Raw genomic sequence first — 23,767 nt, forward strand, 5'->3', positions numbered from 1 at the left:
CCCTCGCAGCTGACCGGTACTAATAAGCCGACAACTTCATCACATTCATTCAAGTCAATGTGCTACGCGTCCACTGTGCGGTTCCCGAGAGACGAACGGGAACCCGTTTGACAACTCGACAACGTTACGGCGGTCATAGCGAAGGGGAAACGCCCGGTCCCATTCCGAACCCGGAAGCTAAGCCCTTCAGCGCCGATGGTACTGCACTCGCCAGGGTGTGGGAGAGTAGGACGCCGCCGGACATCATTCAGGAAGAGCCATCCCTCGCGGGGTGGCTCTTTCCTGTTTTACAGGCATTTTGTGCGCGCAGCGTCGGGCGTATCGAGGAATTCTTTGCCGCTCTGATCGGGGCTTCTGTCCGGTCGTCGTCCAGCCCGTCGAGGGTTCGTTCGGCGCCGGGAACGGGGGATGAGACGATAGGGCGGTCGAACGCGACGAGGAGAGCACACAGATGAACAGCGATGACCGTGCCCAGGGCACATCCGACGACCGTGGTCGGTCGGGTGGCGCCAGTGGCGGCCGATCCGGCAACGGGTCCAGCTCGCAGCGTGGCGCAGGCGGCTCTCAGAGCCGTGGCGGCTCGTCCGGCGGTGATCGTGGACGTTCCGGTGGAGCCTCGTACGGTGGCTCCCGGGACGGTGGCTCGCGTGAGCCGTATCGCGGAGGTGGCAGTGGCGGTCGCCCGCCGGCCGGCCGTGACGACCGTGGAGGTCGACCCTCGTCGGGCGACCGTGGCGGTCGTCCGTCCTACGGTGGGTCGTCGTCGGGTGACCGCTCGAGCAGCGGCGGGTCCTACGGTCGCTCGTCGGGCGGCGCGTCCGGCGGTGGACGTCCGTCGTATGGCGACAGGTCTGGTTCCTCGGGGCCTGGCTATGGCAGCCGGCCCTCGTCGGACCGCGGAGATCGGTCCGCCTACGGCAACCGGCCGTCGTCCGACCGTGGCGACAGGCCCGCGTACGGCGGCGCGCGCGGTGAGGACCGCTCGGGTCGTCCCGCGCCCGGCGGCCGCGATGGTCGACCGCCCTACGGTGGTGCCTCCCGCGGTGAGCGTCCCAGCTACTCGGGTCGTACGGACCGCCCGCCGTTCTCCGACCGTTCCCGTGGTGGTTCGGGCGACCGGCCGTCCTACGGTGACCGGCCGCGCACGGATCGCCCGTCGGGCGAGCGTTCCTCTTACGGGGACCGGCCGCGCACTGAGCGTCCGTCCGGTGAGCGTTCGTCCTATGGCGACCGCCCGCGCACGGATCGTCCGGCGTCGGGTGGCCGTCCTCCCTACTCGGGTCGTCCGGCCGGTGGCGAGCGTTCGTCGTACGGCGACCGTCCGCGTTCCGATCGTCCGGCGTCGAGCGATCGTTCCTCCGGCCAGCGTCCCTCGTCCGGGGACCGAGGCCGAGACGACCGTCGCCCGTCCGGGGACGGCGGCCGTCCTTCGTACGGCGATCGCTCGCGCAATGACCGTCCCGCGACGGGCGGGCGTCCGTCCTACGGTGACCGCAACGACCGTCCTGCCTCCGGCGAGCGCCCGTCCTACGGTGACCGTTCGCGAGCCAGTGAGGCGACCTCCGGTGAGCGCTTCTACGGCGACCGTCCGCGCACGGACCGGGCGCCCTACGGTGAGCGCTCGCGTGATGACCGTCAGTCGGGTGGGCGTCCCTCCTATGGTGACCGGCCGCGTGATGACCGTCAGTCCGGCGGGCGTCCCTCCTACGGTGACCGTCCCCGTGATGACCGTCAGTCGAGTGGGGGGCGTCCCTCGTACGGTGACCGTCCGCGCACCGACCGTCCCGCTTCCGGCGACCGTGCCGAGCGTTCGTCGTACGGCGATCGGCCGCGCACCGACCGACCGGCCTCCGGGCAGCGTCCGTCGTCCGACGAGCGTCCCCGCACCGACCGGCCGCGCACGGATCGGCCGTCGACCGGCGACCGGACCGAACGGTCCTCGAGCGGTGAGCGCCCCCGCACCGACCGCCCGTCCCACGGACGCAGCGACCGGCCGGCCACGAGCGACCGCCGGCCTCCTTCCGGGGACCGCGGGCGCCCGTCGCACGGATCCGCGGCTGTTGCGGGAGCGCGCGGCGCACAGCGTGGTGACGAGCGTCGGGACGACGACAAGCGGCTGACGCGTCCTCCGCAGGAGGAGCGCATCCAGGCACCCGAGATCCCCGAGGACGTCGTGTTCGCGGACCTCGACCGCTCGGTCCGGGGTCGGCTGCGCACGCTGAGCAAGGACAACGCCGACGGCGTCGGGCGACACCTGGTCATGGTGGGTCGTCTGCTCGACACCGACCCTGAGCTCGCCTACGAGCATGCGCAGGCTGCCGTCCGGCGCGCGGGCCGTGTCGACGTGGTGCGCGAGGCCGCTGGTCTCGCCGCCTATCGCACCGAGCGGTACGCCGAGGCGCTGCGCGAGCTGCGCACGGTCCGCCGGTTGAACGGCTCGTCCGAGCACCTGGCGATCATGGCCGACTGCGAGCGCGGCCTCGGTCGTCCTGAGCGTGCCCTCGTGCTCGCGCAGGAGCCGGAGGCGGCGACGCTCGACGCCGAGGCACAGATCGAGCTCGCGATCGTCGTGAGCGGCGCGCGTCTCGACCTCGGGCAGCCGGAGGCTGCGGTTGCTGCGCTCTCGACCGAGGCGGTCCGCGCCGGGACCGGGACGGTGGCGATCCGGGTCGCGCAGGCACGGGCGACCGCGCTCGAAGCGTCCGGACTCGTGGACGAGGCAGCCGCCGAGCTCGCGCCGTACACGCAGGACCAGCTCGACGAGGCGGCCGGTGACGTCGAGCCGGACGAAGAGTTCATCTCGTTCGACCTCAGCGAGTTCGACGCCGAGGGCGAGTACGAGGACTACCCGCTCGAGGCGTCCGGTGACGCCGGTACGTCGGAGATCGCGGAAGCCGGGCTCGACGACGACGAGGCACTCGCCGAGGCAGAGGCGCTCCTTGCCGACGAGGACGTCGACGACTCCGACGACTCCGACGAGTCGGATGACGAGGCCGGGTCGGCTGACGACTCGGACCACGTGGCCGCGTCCGACACCAGCTCGGCAGACGTTGCCGACCTGGAGGAGGACGAGTCCGACGACGTGAAGGGCGCTGGGGCCGATGAGGCCTCGAGCACCGGCGAGGGTGCGGGGAACGACGACGGCGAGGGCGATCGGTGACGGAACCGGCAACCCTGATCGGGTCGGCGACGCCTCTGGCAGACCGGTTCGACCTGGCGCTCGTCGATCTCGACGGCGTCGCGTACAAGGGTCACGACCCGATCGACGGTGCGGCCGAGGGCCTCTCGGCCGCCCGTGAGCGGGGGATGCGCCTGGTGTTCGTCACCAACAACGCGTCCCGTGAGCCCGAGTCGGTGGCGGACCAGCTGACCGACCTCGGGATCGCGACGAAGCCTGCCGAGGTCATGACCGCGGCGCAGGCTGCGGCCCAGCTGCTGACCTCGCGCCTTCCCGCGGGCGAGAAGGTGCTCGTGGTCGGCGGGGCCGGCCTCGTCACCGCGGTGCGGGCGGCGGGGTATGAGGTCGTCTTCTCGGCCGACGACAATCCGGCCGCGGTGGCCCAGGGCTTCGCGCCCGAGGTCGGCTGGCCGCAGCTGGCCGAGGCCGCGTACGCGATCGAGCGTGGCGCGTGGCACGTGGCGTCCAACCTCGACCTGAGCCTGCCGACCGCGCGGGGGTTCGCGCCAGGGAACGGGTCGCTGGTCGGGGCGGTGCGCGCCGCGACGGGTGTGACTCCGGACAGTGCGGGCAAGCCGTCACCGACGATGTACCGGATGGCCGTCGAGCGGGCCGGTGCGCGCGAGACGCTCGTCGTCGGAGATCGTCTCGACACGGACCTCGCGGGTGCGCGGGCGGGTGGCTACATCGGCCTGCACGTCCTCACCGGGGTGAACTCGGCCCGTGACGACGTGCTCGCGCACCCCGGCGAGCGCCCGCACCTGATCGGGGCCGACCTTCTCTCGTTGCTCGTCGCGCACCCTGAGCCGGTCCAGGCCGGTGACGGCTGGTGGACCTGCCGGGACGCTGCCGCACGCGTCGTCGACGGCGCCCTCGAGCTCGGCAGGTACCAGCCGTCGAGCACCGAGGACGGAGTCGACGTGGCGCGTGCCGCGTGCGCGGCCGCCTGGGCCGCGGCAGACGCCGGCGTCGAGATCGACCCGACCACAGTCCCGGAGCTCGCGACCGCCTGACGCGTCTGTGTGTGGCGGACGGGCCTCGTCCGACATCCCAGGTAGCGTGGGCGCGTCGCAGGCAGGACGTCGCCACGCGACGAGCAACGGCGCCCAGCAACCCCGGAGGCAGTGCAGTGAGCGAGATGGTCAGCCCAGCGATGGACGGCGGCGACGACGCGTACGAGTCGACGACCGACGCTGCCGTCGACGAGGCGCTCTCGCGGCTCCAGGGGCTCGAGGACCAGCCGCTACGCGCGCACGTCGCGGTGTTCGACGCGGTGCACGGCGCGCTGCAGGACCGGCTCGCCGACGCCGAGGGCTGACCCAGACGTGACCACTCGCCTCGACACCGAGCTCGTGCGGCGCGGCCTGGCCCGCTCGCGCAGGCACGCGGGGGATCTGATCGCTGCCGGGCGGGTGGCCGTGGACGGCCAGCCCGTCGCGCGCAGCGCCGCCCAGGTCACCGACGAGCGTGACGTCACGGTGCAGCCTGACGACGACGACCCGGGCTACGCCTCGCGCGCCGGGTTCAAGCTGGCCGGGGCGCTCGACGAGCTCGACGGTCTGGACGTCGTCGGCCGACGCTGCCTCGACGCGGGCGCGAGCACCGGTGGGTTCACCGACGTGCTGCTGCGTCGTGGCGCCGCGCACGTAGTCGCCGTCGACGTCGGCCACGACCAGATCGTCGCTGACCTTCGCGCCGACCCGCGGGTCGACGTGCGTGAGGGGGTCAACGTGCGATCGCTCGAGCGCGGCGACGTCGACCCGGCCCCGACGCTCGTCGTCGCGGACCTGTCGTTCATCTCGCTCACCCTCGTGCTGCCCGCGCTCGTCGACGTCGCGTCGCCCGACGCGGACCTGCTCCTCATGGTCAAGCCGCAGTTCGAGGTCGGTCGCGAGCGTCTCGGCTCCGGCGGCGTCGTCCGCGTGCCCGCCCTGTGGGTCGATGCGGTCGTCGGCGTCGCGCAGGCGGCGGCCGGGCTGGGACTGGGTCTCCGCGAGGTGGTGCGCAGCCCTCTGCCGGGACCGAGCGGGAACGTGGAGTTCTTCGTGTGGGTACGACGGACCGAGGAACCGAGCGTCGACGTGGAGCACATCCGGGCAGCCGTGCTCGACGAGGGGGAGCGATGACCAGGCGCGCGCTGGTGGTGACGCACGGCGGCCGCGAGGAGGCCCTGGCAGCCACGCGGGACGCCGTCGCGGCGTTGGAGGCGGCGGGTGTCGAGCCCGTGCTCGCGGCCGAGGACGCCGTCGCGGCCGATCTGCCGTCGTTCGAGCTGGCGATCGTGCTCGGGGGCGACGGCACGATCCTTCGCGCGGCCGAGCTCACGCGTGGCACGGCGGTGCCGCTCCTGGGGGTCAACCTCGGGCACGTGGGGTTCCTGGCGGAGAGCGAGCGCGACGACATCGGTGAGGCGGTGCGTCGACTCACGAGCGGCGACTTCGAGGTCGAGGAACGCGTCACGATCGACGTGCGCGTCCTGGTTCCCGACGGCGAGGTCGGCACGGGCTGGGCACTGAACGAGGCAGCACTGGAGAAGGTCGACCGGTCACGCATGCTCGAGGTCCTGGTCGAGGTCGACGGGCACCCGCTGTCCTCGTTCGGCTGTGACGGCATCGTCGCCGCGACAGCCACGGGGTCGACGGCGCACGCGTTCTCCGCAGGCGGGCCGGTCGTCTGGCCCGACGTCGACGGGATGATCCTGGTGCCGATCGCCGCGCACGCGCTGTTCGCCCGCCCTCTGGTCGTCGGACCGCACAGCATGCTCGCGGTCGAGGTGCTCGAGCGTTCACCTGCCGCAGGACTGGTCACGCTCGACGGTCGTCGGCGCCTCGAGGTGCCGGTCGGATCGCGCCTCGAGGTCACCCGTAGCGAGACTCCCGTTCGCCTCGCGCGGCTGACACCGGCACCCTTCACGACGCGTCTGGTGAACAAGTTCGCACTCCCGGTCGACGGCTGGCGCGGTCGACCGAACGGGCGCCGCCCACGGCACAGCGGAGGGGACGCCGGATGATCGAGGAGATCCGGATCGACAACCTCGGAGTCATCGGCCGAGCTCACCTCGAGCTCGGTCCGGGGCTCACCGTGATCACGGGGGAGACCGGCGCGGGCAAGACGATGGTGCTCACTGCGCTCGGGTTGCTGCTCGGTGGCAAGGCTGACTCCGCCACGGTGCGGGTCGGTGCCTCGTCGGCCGCAGTCGAGGGACGCGTGACTCTGGCCGCCGGCTCCGACGCGCTCGAGCGGGCGGCCGATGCCGGCGCCGACCTCGACGACGACGGCAGCCTGGTGCTGGTGCGGACCGTGGGCGCCGGAGCGGCAGGACGGTCCCGGGCGTTCCTCGGCGGACGCTCGGTGCCGCAGACCGTGCTCGCCGAGCTCGCGGACGACCTGGTGACCGTGCACGGCCAGGCAGACCAGGCACGGCTGCGCTCGCCGTCCCACCAGCGGGAGGCGCTCGATGCGTTCGTCGGCGCCGACCACCGTGACGCACTCACGCGGTACCGGACGGCATGGGCCGAGCGGGCGCGTGTCGACGCCGAGCTGACCGAACTGGTCGACCGTGCCCGCGACCGGACGCGCGAGGCGGAGCTGCTCCGGCTCGGCATCGCCGAGGTCGAGCGGGTGGACCCTCAGCACGCCGAAGACGTCACGCTGGCCGAGGAGGTCGAGCGGCTCGCGCACGCGGAGGACCTGCGTAGCGCCGCGAACGGGGCGCACTCGGCTCTCGTCGGCGGCGAGGTCGACGAGGCAGGTGCAGCGGTCCCGACCATCGAGCTGGCTCGCCGGCTGCTCGAGCACGAAGGTGCCCACGATCCCGCGCTGGCCGCGCTGGCGACCCGGATCGCCGAGGCGGGCTATCTCCTCGCGGACGCTGCGACCGACCTGGCGGCCTACCTGGAGGACCTCCAGGCGGATCCGCTGCGCCTCGACGCTGCGCAGCGACGGCGCGCGGAGCTCGCGACGCTGACCCGTAGCTACGGCTCGACGGTCGACGACGTGCTCGCGTGGGCGGACACGGCCGGGCGACGGCTCCTCGACCTCGACGGCGGAGACCAGAGGATCGAGGAGCTGCACGGCGCGCGCTCCGCACTGGACGCCGAGCTCGCGGCGCATGCGGCCCGCATCACCGCGGGGCGCGTGGACGGGGCGACGAGACTGTCGGCGGTGGTCTCCGACGAGCTCGCGGGCCTGGCGATGGGTGGCGCCGAGCTGCAGATCGTCGTCGTGCCGCTCGAGGAGCCGGGACCGCACGGTGCCGACCGCGTCGAGATGCTGCTCGTGCCCCACGCGGGAGCGCCCGCGCGCCCGCTCGGCAAGGGCGCCTCCGGCGGCGAGCTGTCCCGCGTCATGCTGGCGATCGAGGTCGCGCTCGCCACCGCACCAGACTCCGGGGCGACGCGGCCCGGCACGTTCGTCTTCGACGAGGTCGACGCGGGCGTCGGCGGTCGGGCGGCGGTCGAGGTCGGACGGCGGCTGGCCGGGCTCGCGCAGGGCACCCAGGTGCTCGTCGTCACGCACCTCGCGCAGGTCGCGGCGTTCGCCGACCGGCACCTCGTCGTCACCAAGTCGACCGCCGGCGGCGTCGATCTGGTCACCGAGTCGGACGTGCGCTTGGTCACGAACGACGACCGTGTACGCGAGCTCGCCCGCATGCTGTCGGGGCAGGAGGACTCCGACGCCGCGCGGACGCACGCTGCAGAACTTCTCGAGCTCTCGTCCGTGGGACGATGAGCGACGATGAGAGCATCCCTGCGCAAGCGCACTCCTGTGCCCGAAGCCGGCGTCGTCGCCGGTCCGGCCCGGGTCGACCCACGCACCAAGGGCCTCACCAAGCGCCTTCGCCCCGGTGACATCGCGGTCATCGATCACCTCGACCTCGACCGCGTCTCCGCCGAGGCCCTCGTTGCGTGCCAGCCTGCCGCGGTCCTGAACGCCGCCCGCTCGACCTCGGGTCGCTACCCGAACCTCGGGCCGGAGATCCTGATCGAGGCGGGTATCCCGCTCGTCGACGACCTCGGTGCGGACGTCATGTCGCTGACCGAGGGCCATCACCTGCGCGTGGTCGACGGTTGCGTCTACGAGGGCGAGGTCCTCGTGGCCGAGGGCGTCACCCAGACGGAGACGACGGTTGCCGCCGCCATGGAGGAAGCCCGAGCGGGTCTCTCCGTGCAGCTCGAGTCGTTCGCGGCGAACACGATGGACTACCTGCGCCGCGAACGGGACCTGCTGCTCGACGGAGTGGGCGTGCCGGACATCAGCACGCACATCGACGGGCGTCAGGTGCTGATCGTGGTGCGCGGCTACCACTACAAGGAAGACCTGGTCACGCTCCGGCCCTACATCCGCGAGTACCGGCCGGTCCTCATCGGCGTCGACGGGGGAGCGGACGCGATCCTGGACGCCGGCTGGCGGCCGGACATGATCGTCGGCGACATGGACTCGGTCTCCGACCGCGCGCTGACCTGCGGGGCCGAGGTCATCGTCCACGCGTACCGCGACGGCCGTGCGCCCGGGCTGGCGCGTGTCGAGCAGCTCGACGTCCCGCACGTGGTGTTCCCGGCCACGGGCACGAGCGAGGACGTCGCGATGCTGCTCGCCGACGACAAGGGCGCCGAGCTGATCGTCGCCGTCGGGACGCACGCGACCCTGGTGGAGTTCCTGGACAAGGGCCGCTCCGGTATGGCGAGCACGTTCCTGACCAGGCTGCGGGTCGGCAGCAAGCTCGTGGACGCCAAGGGTGTGTCGCGGCTGTACCGGAACCGCATCTCGAACGTCCAGCTGACGCTGCTCGTGCTCTCCGGCCTGCTCGCCCTCGGTGTCGCGCTCGCGTCCACCGCGGCGGGGCAGACGTTGATCGGCCTGCTCGGTGCCCGCATCGACGACATGACGTCGTGGGTCCGCGGCCTGTTCGACGGCATCTGAGCATGACCCCTCGCCGCCACCCCCACCTGCACCTGTACGTGACTCCGGCCATCGCCGGGCCCGGACCCGACGGAGACTGCGCACGATGATCGACTTCCGCTACCACGTCGTCTCACTGATCTCGGTGTTCCTGGCTCTCGCGGTGGGGATCGCGCTGGGCGCGGGTCCGCTCAAGGAGACGATCGGCGACACGCTGACCGGCCAGGTCCAGCAGCTGCGCGACGAGAAGGACGCACTGCGCGCCGAGCTCGACGACACGGCAGGTGCCCTGAAGGACTCCGAGTCCTACATCGACGCGGCCGGTCCCCAGCTGCTCGACGGGACCCTGACCGACCGACGCGTCGCCGTCATCGCGCTGGGCGAGGTGCCGGAGGGCACGCGCACCGCGATCGACCAGCGCCTCGGCGAGTCGGGTGCGACGGTCACGGCGCACGTCACGCTCACCGACATGTGGACGGACCCCGACGTCCGGACGTTCCGCCAGGCGCTCGTCGGCTTCCTCGCGCCGTACCTCGACCCGGCGCCCCCGGCCGATGCGGGCGTCGAGGCCGAGCTCGCCTCGGCGCTGGTGCAGGCGCTGGTCACCGCCGACCCCGCGAACCCGGACGCGCTGTCCAACGACGCGGTGACTCTGCTGGATGCGCTGTCGTCCTCGGAGAACAAGGACAACCCGCTCGTGTCCGTCTCCGACGAGGTGACGACACCGGCCGACGCGATCGTCGTCATCGCTGTCCCTGTCGAGGCAGCCGCCGAGGGCAGCACGCCGTCGCCCGAGCCCGAGGCGTCCGCAGTCGCCGCTCAGCTCGCGGTGCTCACCGCGGCCCAGGAGCTCTCGACGGGTGCGGTCCTCGCGGACGGCCCGCGGGGCAAGGACACGCTGACCGACGCGATCCTCGCGGACGGCGACCTCGCAGCGTCGCTGACGACCGTGTCGGGCACCGAGGTGCTCACCGGGCAGATCAATGTGCCGCTCGCGCTCGCCAACCGGATCGCCGGGACCAACGGTCACTACGGGTTCGGCGAGAACGAGACGCCGCTGCCGCCGGCCGTCACGCTGCCCACGGTGGACCGGACGGCGTCGGTCTCGGAGGGCACCCCGCAGGACACCGCTGTCGGGTCGGCACCGTGACGTCTCACCTCCTGCGCAGTGCTGCTGCGGGCACGGTGGCGAGCGTCGTCACGGCGGTCGTCCGCGGGACGTTCGACGGCCAGGCTCCCGGTGGTCAGGCGCGGTGGACGCGCACGAACCACCGGGGTGAGCCGGTCAGCCTGCTCGAGGGCCCGTCCGTCGCGGCCGGGTTGCTCGCCGGAGGTCTCGTCGGCGCGCAGTCCGCTCGCGACGCTGCGGCGCTGACGGTCGCGACGGCGGCGGGTGCCGCGTTCGGCCTCGCCGACGACCTCGGGGAGGACACCTCCGACCGGCGCAAGGGTCTGCGAGGGCACCTCGGAGCGCTGGCCCAGGGTCAGGTCACGACCGGCGGGCTCAAGGTGCTCGGCATCGGTGCGGGCGCGCTGGTGGCGGCCGCTCTCGCCACGCCCGGCCACCGGGCCGACGGCAGTCGACGGTCCGCGGTCGGCTGGCTCGCCGACGTCGCCGTCTCGGGTGCGCTGATCGCCTCGAGCGCCAACCTGGTCAACCTGCTCGACCTCCGCCCGGGCCGCGCCCTCAAAGCCGTGACCCTCGCGGCCGCCCCGCTCGCTCTGGGGGCCGGCGCAGGCGCCGGTGCTGCGGCTGCAGCGCTCGGTGCGAGCGGCGCCGCGATCGACCAGGACCTCGCCGAGGCCGACATGCTCGGCGACGGAGGCGCGAACGCGATCGGCGCGACGCTGGGCACATCCATCGTGCTCTCCGCACCCCGACCGGTCCGGGTCGCGGTGCTCGCGGCGGTCGTCGCGCTGACGGTCGCCAGCGAGAAGGTCAGCTTCACCAAGGTCATCGAGAGGACGCCCGTCCTGCGGGAGATCGACCGCTGGGGACGACGACCTGTGGGCCCGCAGGCGTGAGCCCGGCCGCGCGGCGCACCCTGGCCGGGCTCGGTGGTGCCGCGGCGATGATCGCGGCAGTCACCGTCCTGAGCCGGGTGCTGGGCTTCGGTCGCTACCTCGTGCAGGCGCACGCCTTCCAGGACGGCAGCATCGGCGGCGTCTACAACGCGGCCAACACGTTGCCGAACGTGCTCTTCGAGGTCGCGGCGGGCGGCGCCCTGGCGGGTGCGCTCGTGCCGCTGCTCGCTCTGCCGATCGCGCGCTCGCTCCGCAAGGACGTGGACGCGATCACCTCGGCGACGTTCGGGTGGACGCTCCTGGTGCTCGTCCCGCTCGGCGTCGCGCTCGCCGCGTGCAGCGGGCTCATCGCGTCGGTCTGGCCGGACCTCGACGACGCGCAACGCTCGCTGCTGCAGTACTTCATCGCCATCTTTGCGGTCCAGGTGCCGATGTACGGCGTCGCTGTGCTGCTCTACGCGGTCCTGCAGGCCCACAAGCGCTTCTTCTGGCCGGCGTTCGCGCCCGTGCTCTCCTCGCTCGTCGTCATCGCGACGTACCTGGTGTACTCGGCGCTCGCCGACGGCCAGCTGGACGACCCGAACGCCGTCCCTGGCGGTGCGCTCGCCGTGCTCGGCTGGGGAACGACGCTGGGCGTGGCCGCGATGTGCTTCCCGATGTTCGTGCCCGTGCACCGCCTGGGCGTCCGGATCCGGCCGACCCTGCGCTTTCCGGCCGGCATCGGTCGCAGGCTCGCGGTCCTGGCGTTCGCCGGAGTCGGCTCGCTCGTCGCCCAGCAAGTGTCCGTCCTGGTGGGGCTCCTCGTCGCCAGCGCCCGCGGCAACGTCGGTACCTGGTCGGTGTACCTCTGGTCCCAGCAGGTGTACCTGCTGCCCTACGCGGTGCTCGTCGTGCCGCTGGCCACCTCGACGTTCCCGCGGCTCTCGGCCCGGGCGGCGGGAGGGCAGCGCGAGGCGTTCGCTCGCATGGCGTCAGGGACCACGCGCGCAGTACTTGCCGCTGCGGCGCTCGGCAGCGCCGCGGTAGCCGCCGCCGCTCCGGCCGTGACCGACATCTTCGTCGGCATCTCTGACGGCGGAGCGGGCATGCGCGCGATGACGACGACGATCACGTGGCTCATGCCGGGTCTGCTCGGGTTCGGGCTGATGTTCCACGCGTCGCGCGCGCTGTACGCCCTCGAACGGGGACGGTCGGCGATCTCGGCCAACGTCGCCGGCTGGGGGACCGTGGCGATCGCAACGCCCGTCCTCGCGGCCCTCTACGCCCCGGACGGCCACGACCCTGGGGCCACCCTGCTCGCGCTCGCCCAGGCCAGCTCGATCGGCATGCTCGTCGGTGGCATCGCCGCGGTTCTGCTCCTGCGCCGCGCGGCGGGTCCGGCGGCCGTCGCCGGACTCGTGCGCAGCGGGTTCGTGCTCGTGCTGGGTGCGGCGGCCGGTGCGCTGGTGGGACGGTGGCTCGTCGACGCCGTCACGTCATTGGCCGGGCACGGCGTGCTGACGGCGATCGGTGCGGCGGCCGGAGGCGCGTTGCTGGCCGCCGTCGTCGTCGGCGGTGCGGTCCTGGTCGGCGACCGAGGCACGGTCCGCGACTTCCGGTCGCTCGACGCTCGGCCCCGACCCTCCGAGCGGGTCCCAGATCCCGCCAACCCGAACGCGCCGCTGTCCTGAGCACCGACGTGTCCTGACTCACCAGGCGTGGCTCTCCGGTATCGCCCGAAGGTCGGGTAGTCTGGAATCCCGTGACAGAGCGCGCGCATCGACTCTCCGGGCGGTCGGAATCCACGACCCGGCACATCTTCGTCACTGGGGGTGTTGCCTCCTCCCTCGGTAAGGGTCTGACGGCCAGCAGCCTCGGTCGACTTCTCCGCTCCCGTGGCCTCAAGGTCACGATGCAGAAGCTGGATCCGTATCTGAACGTGGATCCCGGCACCATGAACCCGTTCCAGCACGGCGAGGTGTTCGTCACCGAGGACGGTGCGGAGACGGACCTCGACGTCGGCCACTACGAGCGGTTCCTGGACGTGAACCTGGTGGGGTCGGCCAACGTCACCACCGGCCAGGTCTACTCGCAGGTGATCGCCAAGGAGCGTCGCGGCGAGTACCTCGGCGACACGGTGCAGGTGATCCCGCACATCACCGACGAGATCAAGTCCCGCATGCGGTCGCAGGCCGACGAGGACATCGACGTCATCATCACGGAGATCGGCGGCACGGTCGGTGACATCGAGTCGCTGCCGTTCCTCGAGGCCGCGCGCCAGGTCCGGCACGACCTAGGCCGCGACAACGTGTTCTTCCTGCACGTCTCGCTCGTGCCCTACATCGGGCCGTCGGGCGAGCTGAAGACCAAGCCGACCCAGCACTCGGTCGCCGCGCTGCGCAGCATCGGCATCCAGCCCGACGCGATCGTCCTGCGTGCGGACCGGGACGTGCCCGAGGCGACGAAGCGCAAGATCGCGCTCATGTGCGACGTCGACGTCGAGGGCGTCGTGACCGCCAAGGACGCGCCGAGCATCTACGACATCCCGCGCGTGCTGCACTCCGAGGGCCTCGACGCCTACGTCGTGCAGCGGCTCGCCCTGCCGTTCCGCGACGTCGAGTGGAAGGGCTGGGACGAGCTCCTGCACCGCGTGCACCAGCCCACCCACCGGGTCGAGGTCGCGCTCGTCGGCAAGTACATCGACCTGCCCGACGCCTACCTGTCCGTGACGGAGGCGCTGCGGGCCGGCGGGTTCCACCACGACACGAAGGTGGTCATCCGCTGGGTCACCTCGGACGACTGCCAGACGGCTGAGGGCGCTCGGCTCGCGCTCGAGGGTGTCGACGCGGTCCTCGTCCCCGGCGGCTTCGGGGTGCGGGGGATCGAGGGCAAGCTCGGCGCACTGCGCTGGGCACGGGAGAACCTGGTCCCGACGCTCGGCATCTGCCTCGGCCTGCAGTGCATGGTCATCGAGTACTCGCGCACGGTCCTCGGGCTCGAGGGCGCGTCGTCCTCCGAGTTCGACACCGACCCTGCGCATCCCGTCATCGCGACGATGGCCGAGCAGCACGCGTTCGTCGGCGGTGCCGGCGACCTCGGCGGCACGATGCGCCTGGGTGCGTACGACGCGGTCCTGACCCGCGGCTCGGTCGTTGCCGAGACCTACGGCAGCGAGCGCGTCTCGGAGCGGCACCGGCACCGCTACGAGGTGAACAACTCCTACCGCGACAAGCTCGAGGAGGCCGGCCTCGTGATCTCGGGTGTCTCGCCCGACACGTCGCTCGTGGAATTCGTCGAGCTGCCGCGCGAGGTGCACCCGTACTTCGTCGCCACGCAGGCGCACCCCGAGTTCAAGTCGCGTCCGACCAGGGCGCACCCGTTGTTCGCCGGTCTCATCGGCGCCGCCCTGGCTCTGCGCGGCGACGAGTCCTGATGCCGCTGGAGGACGTCGAGGCTCCTCGGCCGGTGGTCTCGAACCGCCGGATCCACCAGGGCAAGGTGTTCGACGTCGACGGGGACGTGGTGGACCTGGGGGAGACCCAGGTGCTCCGCGAGTACGTCGTCCACCCGGGCGCCGTCGCAGTCATCGCGTTGGACGACGAGGACCGGGTGCTGCTGCTGTCGCAGTACCGGCACCCGGTCCGTTCCGAGCTCTGGGAGCCGCCGGCGGGTCTGCGCGACGTTCCCGACGAGCTACTGGTGGTCGCGGCCGCGCGCGAGCTCGCCGAGGAGGCGGACCTGCGGGCCGGCTCGTGGTGGCGCCTGGTGGACTTCTACACGACGCCGGGCGCCTCGAACGAGCGGATCCAGGTGTTCCTGGCGCGGGACCTGTCGCTCGTGCCCGAGCCGGAGCGCCACGTGCGGACCGACGAGGAGGCGGGCATGGTCCCGGTGTGGGTCCCGCTCGACGAGGCCGTCGACGGCGCGCTCGCCGGTCGGCTGCACAGCCCGACTGCCGTGACAGGTGTACTCGCAGCCGCGGCGGCCAGGGCCCGCGGGTGGGCGACGCTCGAACCGGTCGCCCTCCCGGCTTGAGCCGGCCCCTCCTGAACAGCAGACGCCGCCCACCCGAGTCCGGGTGGGGCGGCGTCCTGCTCGGTGGGTCAGCGGCTCGCGGAGCGGCGGTACTGCGCGTTCGCCAGCGGGACGAAGACGACCAGGATGATCACGATCCAGAACGACGTGTAGAGCGCCGGGTTCTGCAGCGACCACTGCGTCGGTTCCGGCACGGCCGGCGGGATGTTGCCGAACAGCTCGCGTGCAGCCTGGGTCACGGTCGAGACCGGGTTCCAGGCCGCGAACGTCTGCAGGACGGGAGGCAGCGTGGCGAGCGGGACGAACGTGTTGGCGACGAACGTGAGCGGGAAGATCACGATGAACGCCGCGTTGTTGACCACCTCGGGGCTCGGCACGAGCATCCCGATCCACGCCATGATCCAGGAGATCGCATAGGCGAACGCGAGCAGGATGGCGAACCCACCGATCGCCTCGAGGACGCTGGTGTTGATCCGCCAGCCGACGAGCAGGCCCGTCAGCGACATGACGATGAGGACCAGGACGTTGTTGATGACGTCCGAGATCGTGCGGCCGGCCAGCACGGCCGACGGCGCCATCGGAAGCGACCGGAACCGGTCGATGATGCCCTTCTTCACGTCGTCGGCCAGGCCCGCGCCTGTGATGGTGGCGCCGAAGATGACCGTCTGCGCGAAGATCCCGGCCATCAGGAACTCGCGGTAGGACTGACCGTCACCGCCCCCGATCGCCCCTCCGAACACGAACGAGAACAGCAGGACGAACATGATCGGCTGGAGCGTCGTGAACACCAGCAGGTCGGGGACGCGCTTGATCTTGATGAGGTTCCGCTTGGCGACGACCGCCGCGTCCGCGAAGACGTAGGGGATGCTCATGCGCGGGCTCCTTCCTTGGCGCCGGTCTTCGAGTCGGCCTTCTCCGGGTCGCCCTCGTCCTCCGCGGTCGCGTGGCCGGTGAGCGACAGGAACACGTCGTCGAGCGTCGGACGACGCAGGCCCACGTCGTCGAGCCCGATGCCCGCGTCGTCGAGCAGCCGCAGCGCCTCGGTGAGGACCTGAGCGCCACCGGTGACCGGCATGACCAGCTGGCGCGAGCGGTCGTCGAGGACCGCCGTGCCGACGCCCTTCGGCTCGAGCAGCCCTCGCGCCTCGGCGAGGCGGGACCCGTCCTTGACGGTCAGCTCGAGCCGCTCCCCACCGACCTGGTTCTTCAGATGGTCGGAGGTGCCCTGAGCGATGATCCGCCCGTGGTCGATGACGACGATCTCGTCGGCCAGGAGGTCGGCCTCCTCGAGGTACTGCGTGGTGAGCAGGAGGGTCGTCCCACCCGCGACGAGTCCTTGGATGACCTCCCACATGTCGGTTCGGCCCCGGGGGTCCAGACCCGTGGTCGGTTCGTCGAGGAACAGCACCGGCGGGTCCGCGACCAGGGCGCCGGCGAGGTCGAGCCGTCGCCGCATGCCGCCCGAGTAGGTCTTGCTGGGCCGGTCGCCCGCGTCCTCGAGCCCGAACGCCGCGAGCAGCTCGCGCGCCCGCGCACGGGACTTGTTGCGGCCGAGGTGGTACAGCCGGCCGATCATGTCGAGGTTCTCGAATCCGGTCAGGTACTCGTCGACGGCGGCGTACTGCCCGGAGAGGCCGATGCGCCTTCGGACCTGGCGCGGATGGGCCAGGACGTCGATACCGGCCACCTGAGCGGTGCCGGAGTCCGGTTGGAGGAGGGTGCTGAGCACCCGGACGATCGTGGTCTTGCCTGCCCCGTTGGGACCGAGCAGACCGAGCACGGTTCCCTGCGGGACCGTGAGGTCGACGCCGTCCAGCGCTCGCAGGCTGCCGTACGTCTTCACCAATCCACGTGCTGTGATGGCTGGGTCCATCCGTCGAGCGTAGATGTGACGTCCGACACTGCACCCGACAATTCCCCACGAAGTCCGGCCAAGGGCCGGACGTAGTGCCGCTCAGCGAGCGGACGCGGCCCGGGCCGAGAGGTCGGCGGGCGCAGCGACGGGTCCCCGTGTACGGGTCGCCCAGACGAACGACGTCACCCCTGCGGTCAGCAGTGCGGCGCCGAGCATGTGCAGGTTGACCAGCGCGATCGGCAGGCCCGTGAACAGCTGCACGTACCCGATCAGCCCTTGCGCGAGGGTCACCGCGAGCAGCAGCAGCGCGGTCCGCCAGAGACGCCCTGTCGCGCCGGCCCGCCGGAGTCGCACGACGAGCGTGACCAGGACAGCGAGGAATGCCCAGACGGCCGCGGCGTGCACCTTTGCCATGAGCCAGGGATCGACGTCGAACCGGTAGCCCACCTCGTCGTCACCCGAGTGCGGGCCGGCACCGGTGACCACGACGCCGAGGACCAGGAGGACGGCGAGCAGGACGACGAGGACCCGGACGAGCGTGCGGTCCGTCGTCCCGACGAGGGAGGTGGACGGGCCGTCACCCTCGCGGAACCGGAGCATGAGCCAGGTCGAGAGGGCGACGAGCGTCATCGAGACGAGCAGGTGGATCCCGACGAACGCCGGGTTCAGGTCGAAGATGACGATGATCCCGCCGATCAGGGCCTGCGTCAGCACGAGGATCAGCGGCGCCATCCCCAGCCAGCGGTACGACGTCGGCCGGCGCCGGTCGGTCGCGACGAGAAGCGCGACGGCGACAGCGATGACGAGCAGGACTCCGGTGAGCGTCCGGTTGCCGAACTCGATGAGCGGGTTGATCGACATGGCCGCGTGCAGCTCGGGCGTGAACTGCCCGGGCTCGCACTCGGGCCACGTGGAGCAGCCGAGTCCCGATCCTGTGAGCCGCACCGCCCCGCCGGTCACGACGAGGCCGATCTGAGCGACGACGTTGGCGACGACGACGGGGAATCCGAGGCGTGTGCGCAGCCGGTCGAGCAGATCGAGGGCGGGGGACAGGATCACGCGCCCAGCCTAAGGTCCGACCGGCAGGCGACCGGCAGGCAACAGACCCTGACGCCCGCGAGACGCATCACACCAGGTCCGTCGTCAGTGCCAGCGGAACAGCCGCGAGGCTCCCCAGCCGAGTGCGGCCGTCCAACCGACGAGGACGACGACGGACCAGGCGGGCAGCGAGCCGTGCCAGAGCGTCTCGCGCATCGCGTCACCGAGGGCGCCGGACGGCAGCAGCAGGGCGATGTGCGCCATCGGGCCGGGCAGCCGGTCGGCCGGCACGATCACCCCACCCGCGACGGCGAGGAGCAGCAGCAGCAGGTTCGCGATCGCGAGGACGGCCTCGGCGCGCAGGGTGCCGGCGACGAGCAGTGCCAAGGACGTGAACGCCGCCGTGCCCAGGATCACGGCGACCACCGCGAGCAGCAGGCCGGTCGTGTCGGGATGCCAGCCGAGCAGGAGGGCAGTCGTCCCGATGACGACGACCTGGACGATCTCGACGGCGAGAACGCCGAGGATCTTTCCTGCGAGCAGGCCGCCTCGGCCCAGGGGCGTGGTGGACAGGAGCCGCAGGACGCCGTTGCGGCGGTCGAACGCCGAGGCGATCGCCTGGGACGTGAAGGACGACGTCATGATCGCGAGAGCGAGGACGCCGGGAGTGAAGAAGTCGATACGGCTCATGCCGTCGGTGTCGATCGCGATGCCGGTCGCCTTGGTCAGCCCGACCAGCACGAGGACGGGCACGATGATCGTGACGAGGAGCTGCTCGCCGTTGCGCAGGATCGCGCGGGCCTCGAACGACGTCTGGGCGAGGACCCGGCGCGATGCCGGTGCGGCGGCGCTCATCGCAGGCTCCGTCCGGTGAGGTCGAGGAACACGTCCTCGAGCGTCCGCCTGCCGACGGTGAGCCGGGTGACGAGCGCGTCGCGCTCGGCGAGCCAGGCGGTGAGAGCCGCGACGGTCGAGGGGCCGACCGCACCGGTGACCGTGTAGGAGCCCGAGGTCGGCTCGGTCACGACGAGCCCCACGACCTCGCTCAGCTGCGGCACGGGCAGCCCGGGTGTCGACTCGAAGCGCAGCGTCCGGTCCGCCGAGCCAGCGACGAGCGACCCGACCGTGCCGGACGCGATGACCGAGCCGTCGTCGATGACGACCACGTGGTCGGCCAGGTCCTCGGCCTCGTCCATGAGGTGCGTCGTCAGGACGACCGCGACGCCCTCGTCACGGAGCTCACGGACCAGGTCCCACACCGCGTGCCGCGACTGGGGGTCCATGCCGGCGCTGGGCTCGTCGAGGAACACGAGCTCGGGCTTGCCGACGACGGCCGCCGCGAGCGCGAGCCGCTGGCGCTGGCCGCCCGACAGCCGCCGCACGGTCGTGCCGGCGAACGATCCCAGGCCGAGCCGCTCGCTCAGCTCGCCGAGGTCCCGCGGCTCGGCGTACATCGTCGCCACGTGCGCGAGCATCTGGCGCGCCTTGACGCCCGTGGGCAGGCCGCCGTCCTGCAGCATCACGCCGACCCGCGGTCGGAGCTCGCGTGCGTCCGTGAGCGGGTTCAGCCCGAGCACGCGGACCGTCCCGGCATCGGGTTCGCGCAGACCTTCGCAGCACTCGATCGTGGTGGTCTTGCCGGCGCCGTTGGGACCCAGGACGGCGGTGACCTGACCGGGCAGCGCGACGAGGTCGATGCCGTCGACGACGGCCCGTGAGCCGTAGCGCTTGACGAGTCCGGAGATCTCGAGCGCGGGGGTGGCTGGCACGAGAGCGAAGTCTAGATCGGCCCGTCGGCACGGCCCTCGTGCGGTCCGTCACAGTCGGCGCTGCAAAGGGTGTCCTTGCTTGCCGGGATGGATATTCACAACAAGGATGTTGCCAATATCGAGGCGCGCCGTGCGGGTGCCCCGAGCAACGGCTCTGAAACGGTTCCTGGAGGTGTGCATGAGTGCGACGCTGCCCGTCGTGCACGCGGACACCTCCGACGCCGGAACGCGCGAGCGGGTGCTGCAGCTCGTGGCGTCGACCGGGCCGGTCGCGGCCGCGGAGCTCGCCAGCGCGCTCGACCTCGCCCCGGCCGGGATCCGACGCCACCTCGGCGTCCTCGAGTCGACCGACCAGATCACGGTGCACGACGCCGGTTCCGGCTCGGCGCACAAGGGACGCGGTCGGCCCGCACGTCGGTACGTGGTGACGTCGCACGGTCAGGCCGCGCTCTCGCACCGGTACTCCGAGCTCGCCACGCAGGCGTTGCGCTTCCTCGCCGAGACTGCCGGACCGCAGGCCGTCCAGGGCTTCGCCGAGCTGCGCATCCGTGAGCTCGAGGAGCGGCACACCGCCGCGGTCCAGGCAGCGGGCGACGACGTCGGCGCCCGCGTCCGTGCACTGGCCGACGGCCTCTCGGCCGACGGCTACGCCGCCTCCGCCCGCCCTGGGCCCGGTGGCTACGCGATGCAGCTCTGCCAGGGGCACTGCCCCGTGCAGGACGTCGCGCACGAGTTCCCCCAGCTGTGCGAGGCCGAGGCACGGGCGTTCTCGCGCCTCCTCGGCGTGCACGTGCAGCGCCTCGCGACGCTGGCCTCCGGCGGCCACGTCTGCACCACGAACATCCCGATCTCGAACGCACCCACCCCCAAGCACGTGCTCGTGGAAGGACACCCAGCATGAGTGCACAGACCGACAGCACGTCTGCCGCCGCTGCGCCGCAGATGACCCAGGACGAGGCCATCGCCTCCATCGGGAACTACAACTACGGCTGGCACGACGCCGACACCGCGGGGTCCGTCGCCACGCGTGGACTCTCGGAGGCGAAGGTCCGGGAGATCTCCGCGCTCAAGGACGAGCCCGAGTGGATGCTCAAGACGCGCCTGAAGTCGCTGCGCCTGTTCGACAAGAAGCCCATGCCCTGGTGGGGCTCGGACCTGTCGGGCATCGACTTCGACAACATCAAGTACTTCGTACGCTCGACCGAGAAGCAGGCCACCAGCTGGGAGGACCTGCCCGACGACATCAAGAACACGTACGACCGCCTGGGCATCCCGGAGGCCGAGAAGCAGCGGCTCGTCGCCGGCGTCGCCGCGCAGTACGAGTCCGAGGTCGTCTACCACCAGATCCAGGAGTCGCTCGAGGAGCAGGGCGTCATCTTCCTCGACACCGACACCGCGCTGCGCGAGCACCCGGAGATCTTCGAGCAGTACTTCGGCTCGGTCATCCCGCCCGGCGACAACAAGTTCGCCTCGCTGAACACCGCCGTCTGGTCGGGCGGCTCGTTCGTCTACGTCCCGCCGGGCGTGCACGTCGAGATCCCGCTGCAGGCCTACTTCCGTATCAACACGGAGAACATGGGCCAGTTCGAGCGGACGCTGATCATCGCCGACGAGGGTTCGTACGTTCACTACGTCGAGGGTTGTACTGCTCCCGTGTACTCGAGCGACTCGCTGCACTCCGCGGTCGTCGAGATCATCGTGAAGAAGAACGCCCGCGTGCGGTACACGACCATCCAGAACTGGTCGAACAACGTGTACAACCTCGTCACCAAGCGGGCGACCGCGGCCGAGGGCGCCACCATGGAGTGGGTCGACGGCAACATCGGCTCCAAGGTCACCATGAAGTACCCGGCGATCTACCTGATGGGCGAGCACGCCCGCGGCGAGACCCTGTCGATCGCGTTCGCGGGTGCCGGCCAGCACCAGGACGCGGGCGCCAAGATGGTGCACGCCGCGCCGTACACGTCCAGCTCGATCGTCTCCAAGTCGGTCGCGCGTGGCGGCGGACGCACGTCCTACCGCGGTCTGGTGCAGGTGCTCGAGGGCGCCCACCACTCCGCGTCGAACGTGCTCTGCGACGCTCTGCTCGTCGACCAGATCTCCCGCTCCGACACCTATCCGTATGTCGACGTCCGCGAGGACGACGTGTCGATGGGCCACGAGGCGACCGTGTCGCGCGTGAGCGAGGACCAGCTGTTCTACCTCATGTCCCGAGGCATGCCGGAGACCGAGGCCATGGCCATGATCGTGCGCGGGTTCGTCGAGCCCATCGCGCGTGAGCTGCCCATGGAGTACGCCCTCGAGCTGAACCGCCTCATCGAGCTGCAGATGGAAGGGGCCGTCGGCTGATGACGACCGCAACAGACTCCCTGTCGACGGACCACTCCAAGGCAACCGCCGTCGGGAGCCACAGCCACGGGGTCGGGCCGCTGCCCGAGGCGTCCCGTGCGTCCCGGCCCACGTCGTTCGACGTGGCCGACTTCCCCGTCCCGAACGGCCGCGAGGAGGAGTGGCGCTTCGCGCCGGTCGACCGCCTCGCGCCGCTGTTCGCCGGCGCGACCGACGGCGTGCTGTCGGGACACGGTGTGCTGACGACCGTCGTCGAGGCGCCCGAGGTCAAGGTCGAGATCGTCGACCGCGACGACGCCCGCCTGGGCACGGCCGGCAAGCCGGGCGACCGCACGGCCGCCGTCGCGTGGGCCTCGTTCCCGCGCGCCACGATCGTGACGATCCCGCAGGAGGCCGTCGCCACCGAGGTGACGTCGATCCGCATCGAGGGCGTCGAGGGGGCCGGCACGCACGAGGCCCCGCTGGAGCCCAGCGCGACGCACCTCGTGGTCCACGCCGAGGCGATGTCGCAGGCGGTCGTGGTCATCGACCACATCGGGCACGCGTCCCTGACGGAGACGGTCGAGATCGTCGCCGACGAGGGCGCGCACCTGACCGTCGTGACGGTGCACGACTGGGCGGACGGCTCCGTGCACGCGTCGAGCCACCGCCTGCGCATCGGCCGCGACGCGACCGTCAAGCACATCGCGGTCACGCTCGGTGGCGACGTCGTGCGGATCACTCCCGACGCCGAGTTCGTCGGCGAGGGTGCGGCCGTCAAGATGCTCGGCCTGTACTTCGCGGACGCCGGCCAGCACCAGGAGCAGCGGCTCTTCGTCGACCACGCCGTCCCCAACTGCGTGTCGCGCGTGGCCTACAAGGGTGCGCTGCAGGGCGAGGGTGCGCACACGGTGTGGGTCGGTGACGTGCTGATCCGCGCGGCCGCCGAGGGCACCGACACGTACGAGCTCAACCGCAACCTGGTCCTGTCCGACGGCGCCCGCGCCGACTCGGTGCCGAACCTGGAGATCGAGACGGGCCTCATCGAGGGCGCGGGCCACGCGAGCGCGACCGGCCGGTTCGACGACGAGCAGCTCTTCTACCTGCGCGCCCGCGGCATCCCGGAGCCCGACGCGCGTCGGCTCGTCGTGCGGGGCTTCTTCGCCGAGCTCATCCACGAGATCGGCGTCCCGTCGGTCGAGGAGCGTCTCATCGGAGCGATCGAGCGCGAGCTCGAGAAGTCGATGAGCGTGCTGGACGCCACGAGCGTCGAGGGCTCCGAGGTGGGCCTGACGACGGAGCGTGCATGAGCGCTCAGCTGGCCTGCTACGACGAGGACGTGCCCGTGGAGGGCACGTTCCGCGTCGAGCTCGAGGGCGAGAACGGCCCCGTCGAGGTCGCCATCGTGCGTGACGACGCCGGGGAGCTGCACGCCATCAGCGACATCTGCTCGCACGGCGCGGTCTCGCTGTCCGACGGCGAGGTGGAGGGCTGCACGATCGAGTGCTGGCTCCACGGCTCCCGTTTCGACCTGCGTACCGGCAAGCCCACCGGCCCGCCCGCTGTGCGCGCCGTCCCTGTCTACCCCGTGACCGTCGACGGCCAGCGCGTGCTGGTCGACATCGACGCCCCCCTCTGAACTGCCCCCGGAAGGAACAC

General features: G+C 71.6%; 21 protein-coding genes and 1 rRNA gene. 17 read left to right on the top strand and 5 right to left on the bottom strand.

What is annotated here, in order from left to right:
• The first annotated feature begins 125 nt into the window (after positions 1-125).
• The 13 genes from rrf to AC1DPN_RS13235 all read left to right on the top strand — a co-directional run bounded on the left by rrf (position 126) and on the right by AC1DPN_RS13235 (position 15,118).
• Positions 126-242 (top strand): 5S ribosomal RNA (gene rrf, locus AC1DPN_RS13175).
• 1,931 nt (positions 243-2,173) lie between these two features.
• Positions 2,174-3,160: a hypothetical protein gene (locus AC1DPN_RS13180; RefSeq protein ID WP_477085216.1), complete on the top strand. Its 987-nt coding sequence runs from the start codon at positions 2,174-2,176 to the stop codon at positions 3,158-3,160.
• On the top strand, positions 3,157-4,191 hold the full coding sequence (locus AC1DPN_RS13185) for an HAD-IIA family hydrolase (RefSeq protein WP_477085217.1): 1,035 nt from the start codon (positions 3,157-3,159) through the stop codon (positions 4,189-4,191). Before AC1DPN_RS13180 ends, AC1DPN_RS13185 begins: the two co-directional genes overlap by 4 nt.
• A 125-nt stretch (positions 4,192-4,316) precedes the next feature.
• The gene (locus AC1DPN_RS13190) at positions 4,317-4,496 is read left to right on the top strand and encodes a hypothetical protein (protein ID WP_477085466.1); all 180 of its coding nucleotides are present in this window, start codon (positions 4,317-4,319) and stop codon (positions 4,494-4,496) included.
• Between the two features lie 7 nt (positions 4,497-4,503).
• Positions 4,504-5,304 carry a TlyA family RNA methyltransferase gene (locus AC1DPN_RS13195; RefSeq protein ID WP_477085218.1) on the top strand — a complete coding sequence of 267 codons (801 nt, stop codon included), beginning with the start codon at positions 4,504-4,506 and terminating at the stop codon, positions 5,302-5,304.
• Positions 5,301-6,188, top strand: a complete 888-nt coding sequence (locus tag AC1DPN_RS13200) for an NAD kinase (protein ID WP_477085219.1) — start codon at positions 5,301-5,303, stop codon at positions 6,186-6,188. The genes AC1DPN_RS13195 and AC1DPN_RS13200 overlap by 4 nt, the downstream gene beginning before the upstream one ends.
• Positions 6,185-7,909: a DNA repair protein RecN gene (recN, locus tag AC1DPN_RS13205; RefSeq protein ID WP_477085220.1), complete on the top strand. Its 1,725-nt coding sequence runs from the start codon at positions 6,185-6,187 to the stop codon at positions 7,907-7,909. The genes AC1DPN_RS13200 and recN overlap by 4 nt, the downstream gene beginning before the upstream one ends.
• Positions 7,910-7,915: 6 nt before the next feature.
• On the top strand, positions 7,916-9,100 hold the full coding sequence (gene steA, locus AC1DPN_RS13210; protein WP_477085221.1) for a putative cytokinetic ring protein SteA: 1,185 nt from the start codon (positions 7,916-7,918) through the stop codon (positions 9,098-9,100).
• 85 nt (positions 9,101-9,185) lie between these two features.
• Positions 9,186-10,229, top strand: a complete 1,044-nt coding sequence (locus tag AC1DPN_RS13215) for a copper transporter (RefSeq protein WP_477085222.1) — start codon at positions 9,186-9,188, stop codon at positions 10,227-10,229.
• Positions 10,226-11,104: a hypothetical protein gene (locus AC1DPN_RS13220; protein WP_477085223.1), complete on the top strand. Its 879-nt coding sequence runs from the start codon at positions 10,226-10,228 to the stop codon at positions 11,102-11,104. The genes AC1DPN_RS13215 and AC1DPN_RS13220 overlap by 4 nt, the downstream gene beginning before the upstream one ends.
• Positions 11,101-12,774: a murein biosynthesis integral membrane protein MurJ gene (gene murJ, locus AC1DPN_RS13225; protein ID WP_477085224.1), complete on the top strand. Its 1,674-nt coding sequence runs from the start codon at positions 11,101-11,103 to the stop codon at positions 12,772-12,774. The genes AC1DPN_RS13220 and murJ overlap by 4 nt, the downstream gene beginning before the upstream one ends.
• A gap of 71 nt (positions 12,775-12,845) precedes the next feature.
• Positions 12,846-14,516 (top strand): CTP synthase, encoded by a 1,671-nt coding sequence (locus tag AC1DPN_RS13230; protein WP_477085225.1) that lies wholly within the window; start codon positions 12,846-12,848, stop codon positions 14,514-14,516.
• Positions 14,516-15,118, top strand: a complete 603-nt coding sequence (locus AC1DPN_RS13235) for an NUDIX domain-containing protein (RefSeq protein ID WP_477085226.1) — start codon at positions 14,516-14,518, stop codon at positions 15,116-15,118. Before AC1DPN_RS13230 ends, AC1DPN_RS13235 begins: the two co-directional genes overlap by 1 nt.
• 68 nt (positions 15,119-15,186) lie before the next feature.
• Here AC1DPN_RS13235 and AC1DPN_RS13240 read toward each other — a convergent pair whose 3' ends face one another.
• From AC1DPN_RS13240 to AC1DPN_RS13260, 5 genes are all read right to left on the bottom strand, one after another.
• On the bottom strand, positions 15,187-15,990 hold the full coding sequence (locus tag AC1DPN_RS13240) for an ABC transporter permease (RefSeq protein ID WP_477085227.1): 804 nt from the start codon (positions 15,988-15,990) through the stop codon (positions 15,187-15,189).
• Entirely contained in the window at positions 15,987-16,991 is a 1,005-nt protein-coding gene (locus tag AC1DPN_RS13245; RefSeq protein WP_477085228.1) for an ATP-binding cassette domain-containing protein, read from the bottom strand. The genes AC1DPN_RS13240 and AC1DPN_RS13245 overlap by 4 nt, the downstream gene beginning before the upstream one ends.
• An 81-nt stretch (positions 16,992-17,072) precedes the next feature.
• Complete coding sequence (locus AC1DPN_RS13250) at positions 17,073-18,032, bottom strand: COX15/CtaA family protein (protein WP_477085229.1); 960 nt, start codon at positions 18,030-18,032, stop codon at positions 17,073-17,075.
• 84 nt (positions 18,033-18,116) lie between these two features.
• On the bottom strand, positions 18,117-18,866 hold the full coding sequence (locus tag AC1DPN_RS13255) for an ABC transporter permease (RefSeq protein ID WP_477085230.1): 750 nt from the start codon (positions 18,864-18,866) through the stop codon (positions 18,117-18,119).
• The gene (locus tag AC1DPN_RS13260) at positions 18,863-19,780 is read right to left on the bottom strand and encodes an ABC transporter ATP-binding protein (protein ID WP_477085231.1); all 918 of its coding nucleotides are present in this window, start codon (positions 19,778-19,780) and stop codon (positions 18,863-18,865) included. Before AC1DPN_RS13260 ends, AC1DPN_RS13255 begins: the two co-directional genes overlap by 4 nt.
• A 178-nt stretch (positions 19,781-19,958) precedes the next feature.
• Between AC1DPN_RS13260 and AC1DPN_RS13265 the strand changes: the two genes are divergently transcribed.
• From AC1DPN_RS13265 to AC1DPN_RS13280, 4 genes are read left to right on the top strand one after another with little or no spacing between them, the layout of a single operon-like run.
• Positions 19,959-20,681, top strand: a complete 723-nt coding sequence (locus tag AC1DPN_RS13265; RefSeq protein ID WP_477085232.1) for a helix-turn-helix transcriptional regulator — start codon at positions 19,959-19,961, stop codon at positions 20,679-20,681.
• Positions 20,678-22,129, top strand: coding sequence for a Fe-S cluster assembly protein SufB (gene sufB / locus AC1DPN_RS13270; RefSeq protein WP_477085233.1), 1,452 nt, complete (start codon positions 20,678-20,680; stop codon positions 22,127-22,129). Before AC1DPN_RS13265 ends, sufB begins: the two co-directional genes overlap by 4 nt.
• Positions 22,129-23,418: a Fe-S cluster assembly protein SufD gene (gene sufD / locus AC1DPN_RS13275; RefSeq protein ID WP_477085234.1), complete on the top strand. Its 1,290-nt coding sequence runs from the start codon at positions 22,129-22,131 to the stop codon at positions 23,416-23,418. Before sufB ends, sufD begins: the two co-directional genes overlap by 1 nt.
• A complete protein-coding gene (locus AC1DPN_RS13280) occupies positions 23,415-23,747 on the top strand; it encodes a non-heme iron oxygenase ferredoxin subunit (RefSeq protein ID WP_477085235.1) in 333 nt (110 codons plus the stop codon). Before sufD ends, AC1DPN_RS13280 begins: the two co-directional genes overlap by 4 nt.
• Positions 23,748-23,767 lie beyond the last annotated feature (20 nt).

Source organism: Cellulomonas sp. P4_H4 (assembly GCF_056400865.1).